This is a genomic window from Paenibacillus sp. A3, from assembly GCF_001399685.1.
Classification (GTDB): domain Bacteria; phylum Bacillota; class Bacilli; order Paenibacillales; family NBRC-103111; genus Paenibacillus_G.
This window is the reverse complement of record NZ_JTHN01000054.1, coordinates 1-15,348: the sequence shown is the minus strand read 5'-3', so window position 1 is coordinate 15,348 and position 15,348 is coordinate 1. Positions and strand designations below refer to the sequence as shown.

Sequence of the window (15,348 nt, the reverse complement as noted above, 5' to 3'; positions counted from 1 at the left end):
AAAACGGGACTCCGTTCGGACCTGACAGGTCTTCAAGGAGTCCCGTATCGCGTTACAGCGAGCTTTCCGTTCAGGGAAAAGGCTTGACGCTTTGAACGCGCAGCATGATCTGCTTGTCCAGCAGCTCGGGCCGGATGGCCGGATTGCCCGCGTTGATGCGCGGAATTTCCAGCTTCGGATTGGCGCGGGTCGCCATCTCGTTCACAATGGTGAAGGCGTAACGAAAGCCCGCTTGCGTAAGAAGATCTTGCGCCGTCTTGGAATGGATGCCGAACGGGTAAGCGTAGCTGTCTGCCGCATGATCGCTGCCGTACAGTTCGTTTAGCCGCTGCGCGCAGGCTTTCGTGTCCGCCGCCACCCGGGCGACGGCCTGCTCAGGCGTTTCCAGCGTGCCGTCGTCCCGAGTAAGCTGTCCGGTAAGCGCCGCCGTCTTCCCTTGCTTGAAATGCAGATTGTTCGAGTGGCATTGAAAATCGTAGCGCCCGGGGCGCTCGCTCAGCATTTGCCGGATCTGATCGCGGGACAGCGCAGGAATCGACGGGGCCAGCGGGTCGTCCAAATCCTTCGTCACGACGAAATTGACGGCCGGCACATCAAGCTCCTTCAAGATCGGATACGCGTAATCGTAGAAGCTCTTGTAGCCGTCGTCAAAGGTCACGAGCACCGCTTTGTCCGGCACGGAACCGCCATCGTAAAATTGCTTGAATTCGTCGAGCGAAATGAAATGATAGCCTTTCGATTTCAAATAATTGAGCTGATCGCGAAACAAAGCGGTGGAGACGGTGCTCGAGCTTTGGTCCGTATCGTGGACATGATGGTACATCAGGACGGCCACTTGGTCGCGGTAGCGCAGCGTGTCTTTATACGACCAGGCGTCAAGCGCACCGATCAAGACGACGGCAAGCAGCAGAGCAGCCAAAACTTTTTTGATCATAGCAGGGTCTCCCTCGGGTAAAGCTGAAGCAGCTTCCGGATAAAAAACGTCTATAGTCAGTTATATCGGTTCCGGGAACGAATTTCAAGTTTAGTTACATCGCCCCGGCACAACCGGGCCATGAGAAGGGGAAGTCGTCATCATGAAGCTGGGGAAGCGCATCGGACAAGGATATACGGCAGAAGTATTTGAATGGGGGAGCGATAAAATCATCAAAGTGTTCCGGCCCCATACCGGAGACTTGATGGAATATGAATGGCGGATCAGCCGCCAAGTGGCCGGGCTCGGACTGCCGATGCCCGCGGTTTACGGAATCGAGGAAGCCGAGGGCAAACGGGGAATCGTCTACGAACGGGTGGCGGGCCCGACCTTGACGCAGGTGATCGCGGCGAAGCCTTGGCGCATCGTTCAAGCTGCGTGGCAGCTGGCCGCGCTGCACACGGAAATGCATCGCCGCGAGGCTCCGGGGCTTCCGAAGCAGAAGGACGTGCTCGAACGCCGCATCCGCGAAACGTCCTTGCTGTCCGAAGAGACCAAGGAGCGGATTGTCGACCGGTTGAACCGGCTGCCCGAAGAGGTCAGGCTGTGTCACGGGGACCTGCATCCCGAAAATATGATGATGACCGCTCAAGGTCCGGTCATTATCGACTGGATGACGGGTATGAGCGGCCACCCGGATGGTGATGCGGCCCGAACGCGGCTCGTTTTGGACTATGCGTCGCTCCCGCCGGGAATGCCGAAGCCGGTCAAGCTGCTGTTTACCGCGCTGCGCCGGCAGTTGTGCAGGATGTACTTGAAAGAATACATACGGCTTACCGGCAGTACGATGGAGTCGATCGAAGCGTGGCTGCTGCCGCTTGCGGCCGCCCGGCTTGTGGAGACCATAACAAAGGAGGAGCGGGGGAAGCTCATCGCGTTGGTGAACCGGCAGCTTAACGGGTAAGGAACAGCCATACAAAAAGCACCTCTAGCACTCGGGGATTTCCGGTGCCGGAGGTGCTTCTGTCTACGTCTTCGCTTCGCTTAGTCGCGGATTTCCACAATCAGCTCGATTTCTACCGGCGTGTGGAACGGAAGGTCGCTCGTGCCAATCGCGGAGCGAGCGTGCTTGCCGTTCTCGCCGAAGACGTCGACGAGCAGGTTGGATGCGCCGTTCATAACATACGGCTGGTCGCCGAAGCCCGGCGTGCTGTTGACGAAGCCGAGCAGCTTGACGATTTTGACCACGCGGTCGAGGTCGCCCAGATAGCCTTTCAGCACGGCCAGGCAGTTGATGATCGTTTGACGGGCCGCTTCTTGGCCTTGCTCGATCGTAACTTCTTTGCCCAGCTTGCCTTCGTACATCAATTCGCCGTTAATGCGGCAATCTTGACCGGACAAATAGAGCAGGTTGCCTGTCCGGTTGCACGGAATGTACGTAAAGCGCGGCTCCGGGGACGGGGGCAAAGTAATGCCGAGTTCTTGTAAACGTTGTTCGATTTGGGACATAGATAGGATACCTCCGATAGTTTCGTTAAATTAATGGGCGCAGCACGACGCTGCACGAATAAGTCCGCCTTCGCGGGCATGCGTATGTTGGTCGCCGGTGAGCGTTGTTTTTCCCGCAACAATGACGTGCGAGATGCCGTTCGGATACTGTCTCGGCTCTTCGAACGTGGCTAGATCCTGGATCGTATCCGGATTGAAGACGGTCAGATCGGCGGCATAGCCGGGAACGATCAGTCCGCGCTTGCCCAGCTTGAAGCGCTGCGCCGGGAACGACGTCAGCTTGCGGACCGCCTCCTCCAGCGACAGCATGCGCTGGTCGCGCACGTACTTGGCGAAGACGCGAGGGAACGTGCCGTACAGCCGGGGATGCGGCTTGCCGGTTTCGCAGGTCAGGCTGTCGGAAGCGATCAGCGACTTTTCGTAGCGGACCACCTGCGAGACGTCGTCATCCGACATGTGGAAGTACACGATCGAGATGCGTCCTTCCTCTTCCAGCAGCAGGTCCATCATGCAATCCGCCGGATGCTGGCCGCGCTCCTCGCTGATTTCCGCGATATGCTTGCCTTCCAGATGCCGGTTCTTCTCCGTATGCACCGCCGAGATGACGACGCTCTGCCAGCCGGTGGAGCAGACGAGGTTGTCCCAATCGTCTTGCTCGCGGCCAAGCTCCTCGCGGATGCGTGCGCGGAGCGAAGGATCGCGGAACGCTTCCAGCGTGCCTTCGATGCCGCCTTCGAGCACCCATGGCGGAAGGACGGTCGTCAGCGTCGTAGAGCCCGCGTGGTAGGGGTACACGTCGCAGGTCACGTCCATGCCGCGAGCCCGGGCGTCCTCGATCAGCTCCAGCGCCTCCAGCACCTTGCCCCAGTTCCGCTTGCCGGCAGCCTTCAAGTGGCTGATATGCAGCGGCACGCCGGCTTTCTCGGCAATCCAGATCACTTCCTTGACGGAAGGAATCAGATTGTTGCCTTCGCCGCGGATGTGCGTGGAGAACAGCCCGTCGTACTTCGGCAGGATCGAGCACAGCTCCGCGATTTCTTCCCTGGCCGTATAGCTGCCGGGGGCGTACAGCAGGCCGATGGACAGCCCGATGGCGCCGGCCCGCAGCCCTTCCTCCAGCATCAGCTTCATGCGCTCCAGCTCGTGCGGCGCAGCCGGGCGGTTCGCAAAGCCCATGACGGCGATGCGCAGCGCGCCGTGTGCGACGTAGGTGGCGACGTTCTCCGACGGGCCGGAGCGGGCCAGATGCTCCATGTACTGCTCGACGGTTTCCCACGGCCAAGCCCAGTCCGTCTTGCCGAGCACCGGCTGGACGTAGCTCTGCAGCAGCTCGGCGCGCTCCTTCACGAAGGGAGCCGGCGCGAGCCCGCAGTTGCCGACGACTTCCGTCGTCACGCCCTGCCGGATTTTGATCTCGCTGTGCGGATGATCGAAAATCATCAGGTCGGAGTGGCAATGGCCGTCGATAAAACCGGGAGCGATGACTTGGCGGTGCGCGTCAATGACGCTTCTCGCTTCCTGCTCCACCCGGCCGACGGCGGCGATCCGCCCGTCTTTGACACCAACGTCGCCGAAAAACCAAGGATTTCCGGTGCCGTCGGCAATACGTCCGTTACGAATGATAAGATCCAGCATGATTACGAGCCTCCCCGCTTACTGCAGCTTGCCGCGCGCCAGAACGGCCCGCTCCTCATAGTTGTCGCCGCTCTTGAAATACACTTTGTCATGCAGATTGACCGTGCTGCAAATATGATTCGGGATGATGTGCAGCACATCGCCGGCTTTCAGGCCGGAAGCTTGGGCTGTCGGACCGAGCCGCAGCATGCCGTGCTCCTCCGACATCCGCTCCAGTACTGCGTCCTCCAGCTCGACGATGTGCCCGAAGCCTTGCAGCTGCATCGGGTCCGTATTCGGCTGCACGTCGGTGGCGAACGTCTTGCTTCCTCCGTCTACCACGGCCAGATCGGCGGCCGGCCGGCTGACGACCGTGACGCGGACGCTGCCAGCGCAGTCGCCGAGCGAGCAGACGCCGAGGCGGGCCTGCATCCGGTCCTGGAACACGTACGTGCCCGGCCGGATTTCGGTCACGCCTTGGGCTACCGCGGCCTGAAGGCCGGTCGGCGTGGAGCCGACGCTGACGTCCGCGATCGGCACGCCCAGCGCGCGAATGCGATCCGCGAGCTCGGCCATCAGCCGGCCTTCCTCAGCGCCGGCCGCTTGCAGATCGAGCGTCGGCTTGCCGCCGAGCAGCGCGCCGCGGAACGTGTAGATGCCCGTCAGGCGCAGGCCTTCCATCGCATGAATGGCGGATGCCAGCGCTTCCGCTTGGCCGTACGGCACGCCTGTCCGGCGCAGACCGGTATCGATCTCGAGGCGGATCTGCAGCTCGCGTCCCGCCTCAACGGCGGCTTGGGACAGCAGCTTGGCCCCGTCCAGACTGTCGACGCCGACGATCAGCTCGATTTGCCCGCTGAGCTGCACCGCACGTGCGATTTTGGCCGGAGTAACGAGCGGATAAGCGATAAAAATGTTCTTGATCCCGTGCTCCGCCATCACTTCCGCTTCAGACACTTTCGCGACGGTAATGCCTACCGCGCCGGCGTCCAGCTGCTTCTGCGCGACCCATGGCATTTTGTGCGTTTTGGCATGGGGACGCAGCGCGATGCCGAGTCTTTTGGCCGAGTCGGCCATGGAACGGATGTTGCGCTCCATGATGTCCGTGTCGATGATTACGCTGGGGGTATCCAGTCGGTCGTTCATCGTCTCACTCACTCCCATAATATTTCGAATATTCTGATAAGTATAAGAGCACCGCCCTGATTCGAGCCGAATTCCCCTCTTCAAGCCGGTCGTTTCCGGGGACTGCTTGGTCCCCGGGTCATTCTGAGAAAGATACTAACATAATCCAGCGTGAAATCAAACAAAAAGTTTTTTTGGTTGAAAAAAAGTATGTTAGCTTCCCCCCGAAAATATGCTAGTATTAAGGCATCGCAACGCTTACAATTCCATTTCCAAGCTAAACGGGGGAACGACACAATGAAACGGTGGCTGTCGAAGTCGCTCAAACACAAGCTGTCCCTGCTGCTGCTGATTGCGATTGTCCTGCCGCTGCTCGCCACGGGAGCAGTTTCGTACAATATAGCGACCTCCGCCACGGAGGAGAAGGCGAAGCAATCGGGCATGAACACGCTGCGTCAAATTGCGGACAAGCTGGAGTTCGTTATACAGGACGTCGAGAACATGTCTTTGTTCATTATCGGCCAGCGGGAGGTTCAGGCCTATCTGGACAACGACCGGGAAGACGTGGCCCGCTATACGCTCAACGTCGGCTTTTTGACCAATCTGGCATTTTCCAAAAAATACATCTCTAACATCACCATCAAATCGGCCAACGGCTATCCGCCGCTGTCCAACTCGACGGTGCTATATTCGGGCCTGCCGGAAGTGCTCCGCAAGAACGAGGAAATTTACCGCAGCAGCACCAAGTGGTGGACTCCGCTTTACGAGAATCGGACGACGGAAGGGCTGAAGAAGGTTGTCTCCCTTGTCCGTCCGATCCGCAACGTGAACAACTTCAAGCCGCTCGGCGAGCTGTCTATCAGCTTGGACGAAGCCGAGATTGCCCGTTATTTGCAGGAATCCGGCTGGGAAGCCAAAGGGTTCATCCTGCTGCTGGACGCGAACAACCGGATTTTATCCGGCGGCGAGTCCGGGTGGCTAAACCGTCCGGTCAGCGAGCTGTTCCCGGATATCGGGCCGATGGGGGAAGCGAGTGGCATTCTCAATTACGGCCGGGGCGACGGGCAAAAAACGATTTTGTACCACACGCTCCCGAGCCTGAACTGGAAGCTGGTCGGTTTCATCCCGACCGAAATCTATACGGCGCAGAACGTCTATGTGCTGACGGTTACCGCGGTAGCGGTCGGCATCTCGCTGCTGCTGGCCGCCGGACTGGTGCTTTATTTCATCCAGTGGGTGACGCGGCCGCTGACCCGGATGACGCAGACGATGAAGGACATCAACCCGGACGAGCCGATCCCGACGTACGAGGTAAAAAGCAGCGACGAGGTCGGCCTGCTGCTGCACAGCTACAACAAGCTCAGCGACCGGATTCAGCGGCTGAAGGAGCAGGTGCAGCTGAACGAGGCGAAGAAAAAGGAAGCCGACATCCTCGCGCTTCAGGCGCAGATCAATCCGCACTTTTTGTACAATACGCTATCCTCGATCCATTGGATGGCCTTGATGAACCAGGACCGGCAGATCGCCGAGATGGTCGGGGCGCTCAGCGATTTTCTCCGGTTCAGCCTGAACAAGGGCGAGGAGTTTTGCCCCGTCCAGCAGGAGATCGCGCATGCGCAGAACTATGCTTACGTGCAGTCGATCCGCTTTCCCGGCCAATTCGAGATGGAGGTATATATCGACCCCGCCATGCTCCAGACGCCGATGCTGAAGCTGCTGCTCCAGCCGCTGATCGAAAACAGTCTCATTCACGGCATCCAGAAAAAGCAGGAGCCCGGCTTCGTGTATGTTCACGGCGAGCTGAGCGGCGCGCGGATGAAGTTCGTCGTGGAGGACACGGGCATCGGCATCGAGGCGGACAAGCTGCGCGAAATTCGCCGGCAGCTCGCGTGGACGGGAAACGGCGCGCCGGCGGCCAAAACCAGCTACGGCTTGCGCAACGTGCATCAGCGGCTGCTGCTGCATTACGGCAGCGAAGCGGGGCTGACGATCGACAGCGAGCCGGGCAAAGGCACCCGCGTTTCTTTTAGCATTCCGGTATTGGAGGAGCCCGCATGAAAATTTTAATCGTAGACGACGAAGTGATCATAAGGAACGGCCTGTGTACCGTTATCGACTGGAAGGAGCTCGGCTTGACGCTGCTTCCCCCGGCTTCGTCCGCCGAGGAAGCGCTGGCGCGCATCCCGGTGGAGAAGCCGAATATATTACTGACGGACATCCGCATGCAGGGGATGGATGGCATCCAGCTGGCGCACGAGGTGAAGCGGCTGCTCCCGGATACGGAAACCGTCATTCTGACGGGCTACGACGATTTTGCGTACGCCCAACAGGCGCTGCGAGAAGGAGTGACCGACTATCTGCTTAAGACAAGCCGCCCCGAGGAAATTATTAAAGCGGCGATGAAAGCGAAGCAGCGCATCATGGATAAATGGGAGAACGCAAAGCAGGAAACGATGCAAACGGCGGCGTTGCGCAGCCAACTGCTGGACCGGCTGCTGATCCAGGGCGACGAATCGTCCCTGGCGCCGGTGCAGGCCTGGTTCCGCAAAAACGGCGTGCAGCCGGACGAATCGTCCCTGGCGCCGATGCGGGTGCTGCTGCTCGCGGCATCGGGCTGGGGGGACGGAGCTCTTGCCAGTCTTCTGCTCGGAGCAGCCGAAAATATGCTCTACGAGCTGCTTCCGGCGGTGACGATGCTGAAGGCGGACCGAATCGTGCTTGTCGTGCGGGAGGAAGCCCGCGTATCCGATTGCAGCGGCTTGGAGCGGGCCATCGACCGGGTGCGGCAGACGCTGAAATGTACGGTGTTCGCGGCGCTTGGCCGCTCCGTGGCTTCGTACGGCGAGCTGCAGGCCTCTTACCGGGAAGCCGGGGCGGTATTTGCGTACCGTGGACTGCTCGGGGCCGAGGGGCTGTACACGTCCGTGGACATCGCGGACCGCTGCGGCGGCCGGACCGTCTGCTCCCAGAAGGAGGAGTCGGAGCTGGCCGCCATTCTGATGAGCAACAACTGGGCCGACCTGCGGCATTGGGTGAACCGGAAGGTGCGGGAGCAGCTCGAAGATCCGGCGGCCACCCCGTCTTCGGTGCAGGCGTTTCTGCAATCGATGGTCATTGCCGGCCACCGCTGGCTGGAGCGGTCGCAGGGCGGCGGGAAGCCGGAGGCGGCCCTTCATACGTTCGAGGTCGATTCGCGCGCCGAGGACGAGGTGTTCAAGCTGCTGTCCTCGGTGATGGCGGCGTTCCACGAGGCGATTGCCGACAAGCCCTATGCGTATATTCAAAAATCGATCGCCTACATCAAGGAGCATCTGGACCAAAACTTGTCGCTGCAGCAGGTGGCCAAATTCGTTCACTTGAACCCGAACCACTTCAGCGAAGTGTTCAAGCGGGAGACGGGACTGAACTATATCGAATTCGTCACGCGGGAGCGGATGCGGCGGGCCGCGGAAATTTTGCAGGAGTCGCAGGCGAAAATCAGCGAAGTGGCGGGCCGGGTCGGCTACGAGGACATCAAATATTTCAGCCAGCAGTTCAAAAAGCATACCGGACAGACGCCGTCGGAATTCAGACAGTCGGTCAAAGACTGAATTTTTTCCACCCTAAGGCCGAAATCTCTCCCGTTACGTATCCCGGGGATTGTCCCCTATACTGAAGCAGTACACACATATACAAGGAGGGTTCGTAAGATGAACAAAGCGGCTACAACGGGAGTCCTGTTGACCCTCTCGCTTTCGCTTCTCGCCGGCTGCGGCTCGGGTGGGGATCAAGCGGGCACAGGCGGCAGCGCGGGCGGAGACAAAGGAAAAGCGTCCGATAAAGTAAAGCTTTCGCTCTGGCATAACTTCACCGGCGACGATCTGCGCGCCAAAACGATGCGGGGAATCATGGAGCAGTACAAGAAGGATCACCCGAACGTGGAATTGGATATTCAGGGCATTCCGCCCGATGGCTACAGAGCCCGTTTGAAAACGGTTGCGGCGGCGAACGAAATGCCCGACTTGTTTGTCATGTGGCCTGGCGTCATGACCAAGGAATTCGCCGGAGGCGATCTGCTCCAGCCGATCAACCCGCTGCTGGACAGCAAAGCGGACTGGAAGAACGGCTTCCTGCCGGGCTCCTTCGACGACTTCACGCTGAACGGCAACATCTATGCCGCTCCGATGGGGCTGTCCCCGACGTCGATTTTATACTACAACAAAGCCATGTTCGATAAACACAATGTCAAGCCGCCGAAAACGTGGGATGACATGATGAGCCTGGTCGAAACGTTCAAGAAAGAAAAAATAACGCCGATCGCTCTCGGCAACAAAGCGGCCTGGCTTGCGCAATCCAGTATTTTGAGCTCCTTGGCCGACCGCGTGACGGGAACGGAATGGTTTCTGAACGCAGCCGAGCAAAAAGGCGCGAAGTTCACCGATCCGGAATTCGTGCAGGCGCTGACGTACCTGCAGCAGCTTGGCAAAGCCGGCGCGTTCCAGGACGGCTTCAACAGCATCGACAATACGCAGATGGAGCAAATGTTCGCGCAAGGCAAAGCGGCGATGATGATCGACGGCGGCTGGGCGCTGACGAATCTTGCGGCCAATGCGTCCAAAGAAGTGCTGGACGGCATGGACGTGACGGTGCTGCCTTCCGTTCCGAACGGCAAAGGCGACCCGAACTCGCTTGCCGGCGTCGTCGGAACCGGTCTCGGCATGAGCAAGAAGACGTCCGGCGCAAGCAAAGAAGCGGCGTATGAGCTGATCTACGCGATGTCCGGCCCGGCGGCGCAGAAGGCGACGCTGGAAAGCAACCAGCTCGTCAGCTACAAGGTCGATCTCGACACAACCAAAGTTTCCTCGCTGTTCGCCAAGGTTCACAACATGGTAGGTACCGTGAAACGGACGCCGGTTTATGACGGACGCTTGAGCTCGGCCGCAGCTGATGTCGTGAACAACGGCCTGCAGGAGCTGCTCATGGGCGCCAAGCCTGAAGACATAGCGAAGAAAATTCAAGACGCGCAAGCCAAATCGGTCGGCGCGAAATAAGATGGGCCGCGCGATTCCAGCTCTTCACCGGGGCTGGAATCGCCAGTTCCGGAAGAAGGAGGGGATTCCATGACGGCAGCGGCACGTATTCGAGGGTTTATTGCGATAGGTCTTCTCCCGGCCACGCTGATTTTCGTCTTTTTCGCGATTATACCGATTTTCTGGTCTGCGTATTACGGCTTTTTCGATTGGAAAGGCATCGGGGCTGCGAAGTTCATCGGCTTCGACAACTATGTGGAAGTAATCCGCGACCCGATTTTCTGGCTTTCGTTTAAAAACAACATGCTGATCGTCGCCGCCTCGGTGTTCGGTCAAATTCCGATCGCGCTTATTCTGGCGCTTTTACTCACAAGCAGCTCGCTCTTTCAACGGATGATCCGCGCTTCGGTGTTTATGCCGATGGTGCTTTCCTCGGTTGTCGTGGGGATCATTTGGAGCTACATTTATCACCCGCAAATCGGCATTTTGAACTTCCTGCTCGACGGCCTTGGCCTCGAATCCTGGAAGATGCAGTGGTTATCCGATCCGAAAATATCCATGTATATGCTCATGATCCCGATTATCTGGAACTACATCGGGCCGTACATGATTATGTTTATCGCCGCGCTGCAAAATATTTCCCCGGAAATTGACGACGCTTCGCGAATCGACGGTGTCGGGCCGGTGCGGAAACTGTTCTCGATCACCCTGCCGATGATTTGGGATACGATCAAGGTCGCCGTCGTGCTTTGCATCTCGGGCAGCTTGAAGGCATTCGACCTGATCTACGTTATGACAAACGGAGGACCGGCCCACTCGACCGAGCTGCTCGCTTCGTATATGTACAACAACACGTTCAACGTTTTCCGCTTCGGCTACGGCAGCGCCGTCTCGACCGCGATCATTATTCTCAGCCTGCTGTTGATCTTGGGAAGCCAATACCTTATGAAACGCAATTACCGATAACCGAAAGGAGGGACCCGTCATGGAACAAGCTTTGTCAGTAAAAACGGGAAGCGCCGCAGGCAAAGCCGGGGCAAAATGGAGCCGCGGGCTCATTAACGTCCTGCTCACGGCTTACGCTCTCGTTACGCTTTATCCTCTGTTCTGGCTGTTCGTCAGCGCATTTAAAACGAACGAAGAGTTTCACTCCAAGCCGTTCTCCTTGCCGGAAGTATGGCAGTGGGACAACTTCGTCCGGGCTTGGGAAGTATCGGCGATGGGAACGTCGCTTGTCAATTCGACCATCGTTACGATCTTGTCGTTGATTTTGACGCTGGTGCTCGGCGCGCTGGCGGCTTACGTGCTGGCACGCTTTGACTTTAAATTGAAGCCTTTGTTCATGGGCTTGTTCTTGCTCGGCATGCTCATTCCGATCCACAGCACGCTCGTGCCGCTCTTCGTCCTGATGAAAAAGGTCGGGCTGCTCGATACGTACGCGGCGCTCGTGCTCCCTTATACGGCGTTTGAGCTGCCGCTGGCGATCTTCGTCGTCGCGGCGTACTTGACTGCGATTCCGAAAGAGATCGAAGAAGCCGCTCTGATCGACGGCACGGGGTATTGGGGCATCTTCTTCCGCATGATGCTGCCGCTCAGCCTGCCGGCTTTGTCGACCATAGCGATCCTTGGGTTTTTGCGGTTTTGGAACGACTTCGCGTTCGCGCTCGTCTTTATCAGCAAGCCCGCTTTAAAGACGATTCCGCTCAGCTTGTCCGTCTTTGCCACCGGGTATGCGACCGACTACAAGCTGACGATGGCTGCGATGTCGATCGCGGTGCTGCCGACCATTATCGTCTACCTGCTGTTCCAGGAACAGATTATGAAAGGGATGACGGCCGGGGCGGTCAAGGGATAAATTGATCTCATGCGGGGAGAAATATTTGCAATTCACAGATCTGGACAAATGTGGTAGTATCCGGGTGGAGAGAGGGGGATCAGCATGGCTGGTTTGAAAGTAGCTGTGATTGGCGCAGGCTCGATTTCGGAAATGCATTTAACTTCGTATCAAAATCATCCCGAGGTGGAGCTCGTCGCCGTCTGCGACCTGGTGGAAGAACGGGCGCGGCAGGCTGCCGACAAGTTCGGCGCGAAAAAGGTGTACACCGATTACCGCGAGCTTCTGGCGGACCCGAAAGTGGAAGCGGTCAGCATCTGCACCTGGAACAACTCTCATGGTGAGATCAGCATTGCGGCGCTCGAAGCGGGCAAGCATGTACTGTGTGAAAAGCCGCTGTGCACGACCGTCGAGAAGGCGCTTGAGGTGGAAGCGGCGGTTCGCCGGAGCGGCAAGCTGCTGCAGGTCGGCTTCGTGCGCCGGTACGGGACGAACACCAAGGTGCTGAAAAAATTCATCGACGCGGGCGAGCTCGGCGAGATCTATTACGCGAAAGCGTCCTATCTGCGCCGCCTCGGCAATCCGGGTGGCTGGTTCTCGGACATCGAGCGTTCGGGCGGCGGACCGCTGCTCGACATCGGCGTGCATGTGATCGATCTGTGCTGGTACTTGATGGGCCGTCCGAAAGTGAAATCGGTGACGGGCAATACGTACAAGAAGCTCGGCAACCGCTCGAACGTGCAACATTTGAGCTATTATCAGGCCGCGGACTTCGATGCTTCCAAAAACACCGTCGAGGACATGGCGAACGCTTTGATCCGCTTCGAGAACGGTGCTTCGCTGATGGTGGACGTCAGCTTTACGCTGCATGCAAAGAGCAACGAGGTGGCCGTGAAAATATTCGGCGAGCGGGGCGGCGCAGAGGTCGAGCCAGACTTTACGATCGTCACGGAAAAGCACGATACGATTTTGAACGTGACGCCGCAGATCGACAATTCGAGCTTTGATTTTATGGCAGGCTTCCAGAACGAAATCAATACCTTCGTCGACTGCTGTCTCGGACGAGCCGAACTGATCAGTCCGGTCGAAGACGGCGTAGAGCTGACCAAGATTATCTCCGGCATCTACGAGTCGAGCGAAAAAGGCATCGAAATTCAATTCTAAAACCAAGTCCGGTGAATGGCGCGCTGCGCGGGTGGAACAAGAGTCCGCCGGCTCAGCTTCGTTCACCGGACTTCTGAATATGGAGGAGAGCGGAGATGAAATTGACGAACAAAATCGGCGTGATCGTCGACAGCTTTGGTATCGGGGTTCGCGAAGGACTGCGCAAGGCAAAGGAGGTCGGGGCCGACGGCGTGCAGATTTACGCGGTCAGCGGCGAGATGGACCCGGCCGCGCTGACGGCGGAGGCAAGGCGCGAGCTGAAAGCGTACATCGCTTCGCTGGGGCTCGAAATTTCCGCGCTCTGCGGCGACCTGGGCGGGCACGGCTTTCAGGACGGCACGGCCAACCCGGCGAAGGTCGAGAAGTCGAAGCGCATTCTCGATCTGGCGCTCGATCTTGGCACCAACATCGTAACGACCCATATCGGCATCGTGCCCGAGGATACGAACGGCGAAGTATACCACAACATGCAGACGGCCTGCGAGGAGCTCGGACAGTATGCCAAGAACTGCGGCGCTTATTTCGCCATCGAGACCGGCCCGGAGCGGTCCGCTCATCTGAAAAGCTTCTTGGATACGCTCAGTACGAACGGCGTTTCGGTGAACTTCGATCCGGCGAACATGGTTATGGTCACGGGAGACGACCCGGTGGAGGGCGTGCGGCTGCTTAAGGATTATATCGTCCATACGCATGTGAAGGACGGCATCCGGTTCCGCGAGGTAGACCCGCGCGAGGTGTACGGCGCACTCGGCTTCGAGCCGATGGATCATGGCAAAATTGCTCAGATGGTCACGTCCGGCGAGATTTTCAAGGAAGTGCCGCTCGGCGAAGGGCGGGTGCCGTTCGACGCTTATTTTGCTGCGCTTCAGGAGATCGGTTATCAAGGCTATCTGACGATCGAGCGCGAAGTCGGCGTACAGCCGGAAGTGGACATTCGGCTCGCGGTCGATTTTATTCGCCGCTATAAATAACGAATGCGGACAATGGAAACTCGGTGAATAACAGCGGAGGAGCGACGGGTATGAAAATTGCGCTGAGCGTATGGAGCGTTCATTCTTATTTCAACAGCGGCGAGTGGTCGCATGCGGATTTGGCTGAGTTTGTAGCCAAGGAGACGAAAGCGACCGGCATCGAGGTGCTGACGCGGTATTGGAAGCCGGAGGAGCTGGAAAGCTTCCGCGCTGCGCTCGACCGCCATCAATTGCAAGTAGCCGCAATCGGGGCGTCGAACAACTTCTCCTATAGCGATCCGGCCAAGCGGGCAGAGCAGGTTCGCGAGATTACGGGCGCGGTCGATTTGGCCCGGACGCTCAGTACCCGCATCGTACGCGTATTCGCCGGCGATGTGCCGCCGGACGACAGCTCCTATGACGAGGTCAAAGGCTGGATCGTTGAAGGGCTGCGGGAAGCCGCCGCCTACGCTGCGGAGAAGGACGTTCTGCTGTGCCTGGAGAACCACGGCGTATTCGCCGGAAAGGCCGATCAGGTGCTGGGCATCTTGCAGGAAGTGAACTCGCCGTTCCTGCGCAGCACGTTCGATACGGGCAACTTCCTGCTCGTGAACGAGCACCCGGGAGAAGCGCTGGAAACGCTGCATGCGCAAGTCGCCCATGTGCATTTCAAGGACTTCGTTCGCGTGGATGAAAACTACGAAGGCCGTTCATATCAAGCATTGTCCGGGGACCGGTTTGCCGGGCGCATCGCCGGAGAAGGCAGCATCGATCTGAACAGTCTAATGACAAGGCTGCGTCACGCGGGCTACAACGGCTGGCTGACGGTCGAGTACGAAGGCGACGACGAGCAAAAATCCGGCGCCGCCCGCTCGGTCGCAAACCTGGACCGAATTTTATCTACTATTATATAGACGCAAAAAAGAGGGCTGACAAGCCCCCAGGGGCGAGAGATCCATACGAAGAAATTCTGAACCAAATAGAGGTGGGGTATATCCCGTAAGAGTTTACGTCCGCCTTTGAAACCCGTGAAAATACCACTAATTCTAATCAAATTCACGGGTAGATAGGGGGTCCCCGGAAAGTAATCGGAATAAGCTTCTAAGTGTTACTTCACTTTCCGGGGGAGGGCAGCGGCTGGAGGGATATACCCTACCGGCGTATGCGGAGAATTTCTACATGAAGCAGGATTCTCGACAAGTTCACCGGTGTCCATTGACACAAATGTAT

Annotated in this window: 13 protein-coding genes; 9 read left to right on the top strand and 4 right to left on the bottom strand. The window is 58.2% G+C overall.

Annotation, left to right across the window (positions count from 1 at the left end; translation table 11 throughout):
- Positions 1 to 70: 70 nt before the first annotated feature.
- Positions 71 to 934 carry a polysaccharide deacetylase family protein gene (locus QJ48_RS08230; RefSeq protein WP_054973155.1) on the bottom strand — a complete coding sequence of 288 codons (864 nt, stop codon included), beginning with the start codon at positions 932 to 934 and terminating at the stop codon, positions 71 to 73.
- Positions 935 to 1,076: 142 nt separating this feature from the next.
- Here QJ48_RS08230 and QJ48_RS08225 point away from each other — a divergent pair, with 142 nt between their 5' ends.
- A complete protein-coding gene (locus QJ48_RS08225; protein WP_054973154.1) occupies positions 1,077 to 1,877 on the top strand; it encodes a phosphotransferase family protein in 801 nt (266 codons plus the stop codon).
- Positions 1,878 to 1,957: 80 nt separating this feature from the next.
- Here the strand turns inward: QJ48_RS08225 and QJ48_RS08220 are convergent, their stop codons facing one another.
- Genes QJ48_RS08220 through QJ48_RS08210 form a run of 3 tightly spaced genes read right to left on the bottom strand, consistent with a single transcriptional unit; the run spans position 1,958 to position 5,182 of the window.
- Positions 1,958 to 2,422 (bottom strand): RidA family protein, encoded by a 465-nt coding sequence (locus QJ48_RS08220; protein ID WP_054973153.1) that lies wholly within the window; start codon positions 2,420 to 2,422, stop codon positions 1,958 to 1,960.
- Positions 2,423 to 2,452: 30 nt separating this feature from the next.
- On the bottom strand, positions 2,453 to 4,057 hold the full coding sequence (locus tag QJ48_RS08215; RefSeq protein WP_054973152.1) for an amidohydrolase family protein: 1,605 nt from the start codon (positions 4,055 to 4,057) through the stop codon (positions 2,453 to 2,455).
- An 18-nt stretch (positions 4,058 to 4,075) separates the two neighbouring features.
- Positions 4,076 to 5,182, bottom strand: coding sequence for an alanine racemase (locus QJ48_RS08210; RefSeq protein ID WP_082420409.1), 1,107 nt, complete (start codon positions 5,180 to 5,182; stop codon positions 4,076 to 4,078).
- Positions 5,183 to 5,458: 276 nt separating this feature from the next.
- Here QJ48_RS08210 and QJ48_RS08205 point away from each other — a divergent pair, with 276 nt between their 5' ends.
- The 8 genes from QJ48_RS08205 (at position 5,459) to QJ48_RS08170 (ending at position 15,032) form a co-directional block, all read left to right on the top strand.
- The gene (locus QJ48_RS08205) at positions 5,459 to 7,219 is read left to right on the top strand and encodes a sensor histidine kinase (RefSeq protein WP_054973150.1); all 1,761 of its coding nucleotides are present in this window, start codon (positions 5,459 to 5,461) and stop codon (positions 7,217 to 7,219) included.
- Positions 7,216 to 8,751, top strand: a complete 1,536-nt coding sequence (locus tag QJ48_RS08200) for a helix-turn-helix domain-containing protein (protein ID WP_054973149.1) — start codon at positions 7,216 to 7,218, stop codon at positions 8,749 to 8,751. The genes QJ48_RS08205 and QJ48_RS08200 overlap by 4 nt, the downstream gene beginning before the upstream one ends.
- Positions 8,752 to 8,850: 99 nt before the next feature.
- Positions 8,851 to 10,191 carry an extracellular solute-binding protein gene (locus tag QJ48_RS08195; RefSeq protein ID WP_054973148.1) on the top strand — a complete coding sequence of 447 codons (1,341 nt, stop codon included), beginning with the start codon at positions 8,851 to 8,853 and terminating at the stop codon, positions 10,189 to 10,191.
- A gap of 69 nt (positions 10,192 to 10,260) precedes the next feature.
- A complete protein-coding gene (locus QJ48_RS08190) occupies positions 10,261 to 11,136 on the top strand; it encodes a carbohydrate ABC transporter permease (RefSeq protein WP_054973147.1) in 876 nt (291 codons plus the stop codon).
- A gap of 19 nt (positions 11,137 to 11,155) precedes the next feature.
- Positions 11,156 to 12,025 carry a carbohydrate ABC transporter permease gene (locus QJ48_RS08185; protein WP_054973146.1) on the top strand — a complete coding sequence of 290 codons (870 nt, stop codon included), beginning with the start codon at positions 11,156 to 11,158 and terminating at the stop codon, positions 12,023 to 12,025.
- Positions 12,026 to 12,109: 84 nt separating this feature from the next.
- A complete protein-coding gene (locus tag QJ48_RS08180) occupies positions 12,110 to 13,168 on the top strand; it encodes a Gfo/Idh/MocA family protein (RefSeq protein WP_054973145.1) in 1,059 nt (352 codons plus the stop codon).
- A gap of 95 nt (positions 13,169 to 13,263) precedes the next feature.
- Entirely contained in the window at positions 13,264 to 14,139 is an 876-nt protein-coding gene (locus QJ48_RS08175; protein ID WP_054973144.1) for a sugar phosphate isomerase/epimerase, read from the top strand.
- A 50-nt stretch (positions 14,140 to 14,189) separates the two neighbouring features.
- A complete protein-coding gene (locus QJ48_RS08170; protein ID WP_054973143.1) occupies positions 14,190 to 15,032 on the top strand; it encodes a sugar phosphate isomerase/epimerase in 843 nt (280 codons plus the stop codon).
- Positions 15,033 to 15,348 lie beyond the last annotated feature (316 nt).

Bases quoted from the DNA above. Each gene is read 5' to 3' on its own strand.
- QJ48_RS08170 (WP_054973143.1), top strand. From the start codon at position 14,190: ATGAAAATTGCGCTGAGCGTATGGAGCGTTCATTCTTATTTCAACAGC.
- QJ48_RS08230 (WP_054973155.1), bottom strand. From the start codon at position 934: ATGATCAAAAAAGTTTTGGCTGCTCTGCTGCTTGCCGTCGTCTTGATC.
- QJ48_RS08185 (WP_054973146.1), top strand. From the start codon at position 11,156: ATGGAACAAGCTTTGTCAGTAAAAACGGGAAGCGCCGCAGGCAAAGCC.
- QJ48_RS08195 (WP_054973148.1), top strand. From the start codon at position 8,851: ATGAACAAAGCGGCTACAACGGGAGTCCTGTTGACCCTCTCGCTTTCG.
- QJ48_RS08215 (WP_054973152.1), bottom strand. From the start codon at position 4,057: ATGCTGGATCTTATCATTCGTAACGGACGTATTGCCGACGGCACCGGA.
- QJ48_RS08175 (WP_054973144.1), top strand. From the start codon at position 13,264: ATGAAATTGACGAACAAAATCGGCGTGATCGTCGACAGCTTTGGTATC.
- QJ48_RS08180 (WP_054973145.1), top strand. From the start codon at position 12,110: ATGGCTGGTTTGAAAGTAGCTGTGATTGGCGCAGGCTCGATTTCGGAA.
- QJ48_RS08210 (WP_082420409.1), bottom strand. From the start codon at position 5,182: ATGAACGACCGACTGGATACCCCCAGCGTAATCATCGACACGGACATC.
- QJ48_RS08200 (WP_054973149.1), top strand. From the start codon at position 7,216: ATGAAAATTTTAATCGTAGACGACGAAGTGATCATAAGGAACGGCCTG.
- QJ48_RS08205 (WP_054973150.1), top strand. From the start codon at position 5,459: ATGAAACGGTGGCTGTCGAAGTCGCTCAAACACAAGCTGTCCCTGCTG.
- QJ48_RS08190 (WP_054973147.1), top strand. From the start codon at position 10,261: ATGACGGCAGCGGCACGTATTCGAGGGTTTATTGCGATAGGTCTTCTC.
- QJ48_RS08220 (WP_054973153.1), bottom strand. From the start codon at position 2,422: ATGTCCCAAATCGAACAACGTTTACAAGAACTCGGCATTACTTTGCCC.
- QJ48_RS08225 (WP_054973154.1), top strand. From the start codon at position 1,077: ATGAAGCTGGGGAAGCGCATCGGACAAGGATATACGGCAGAAGTATTT.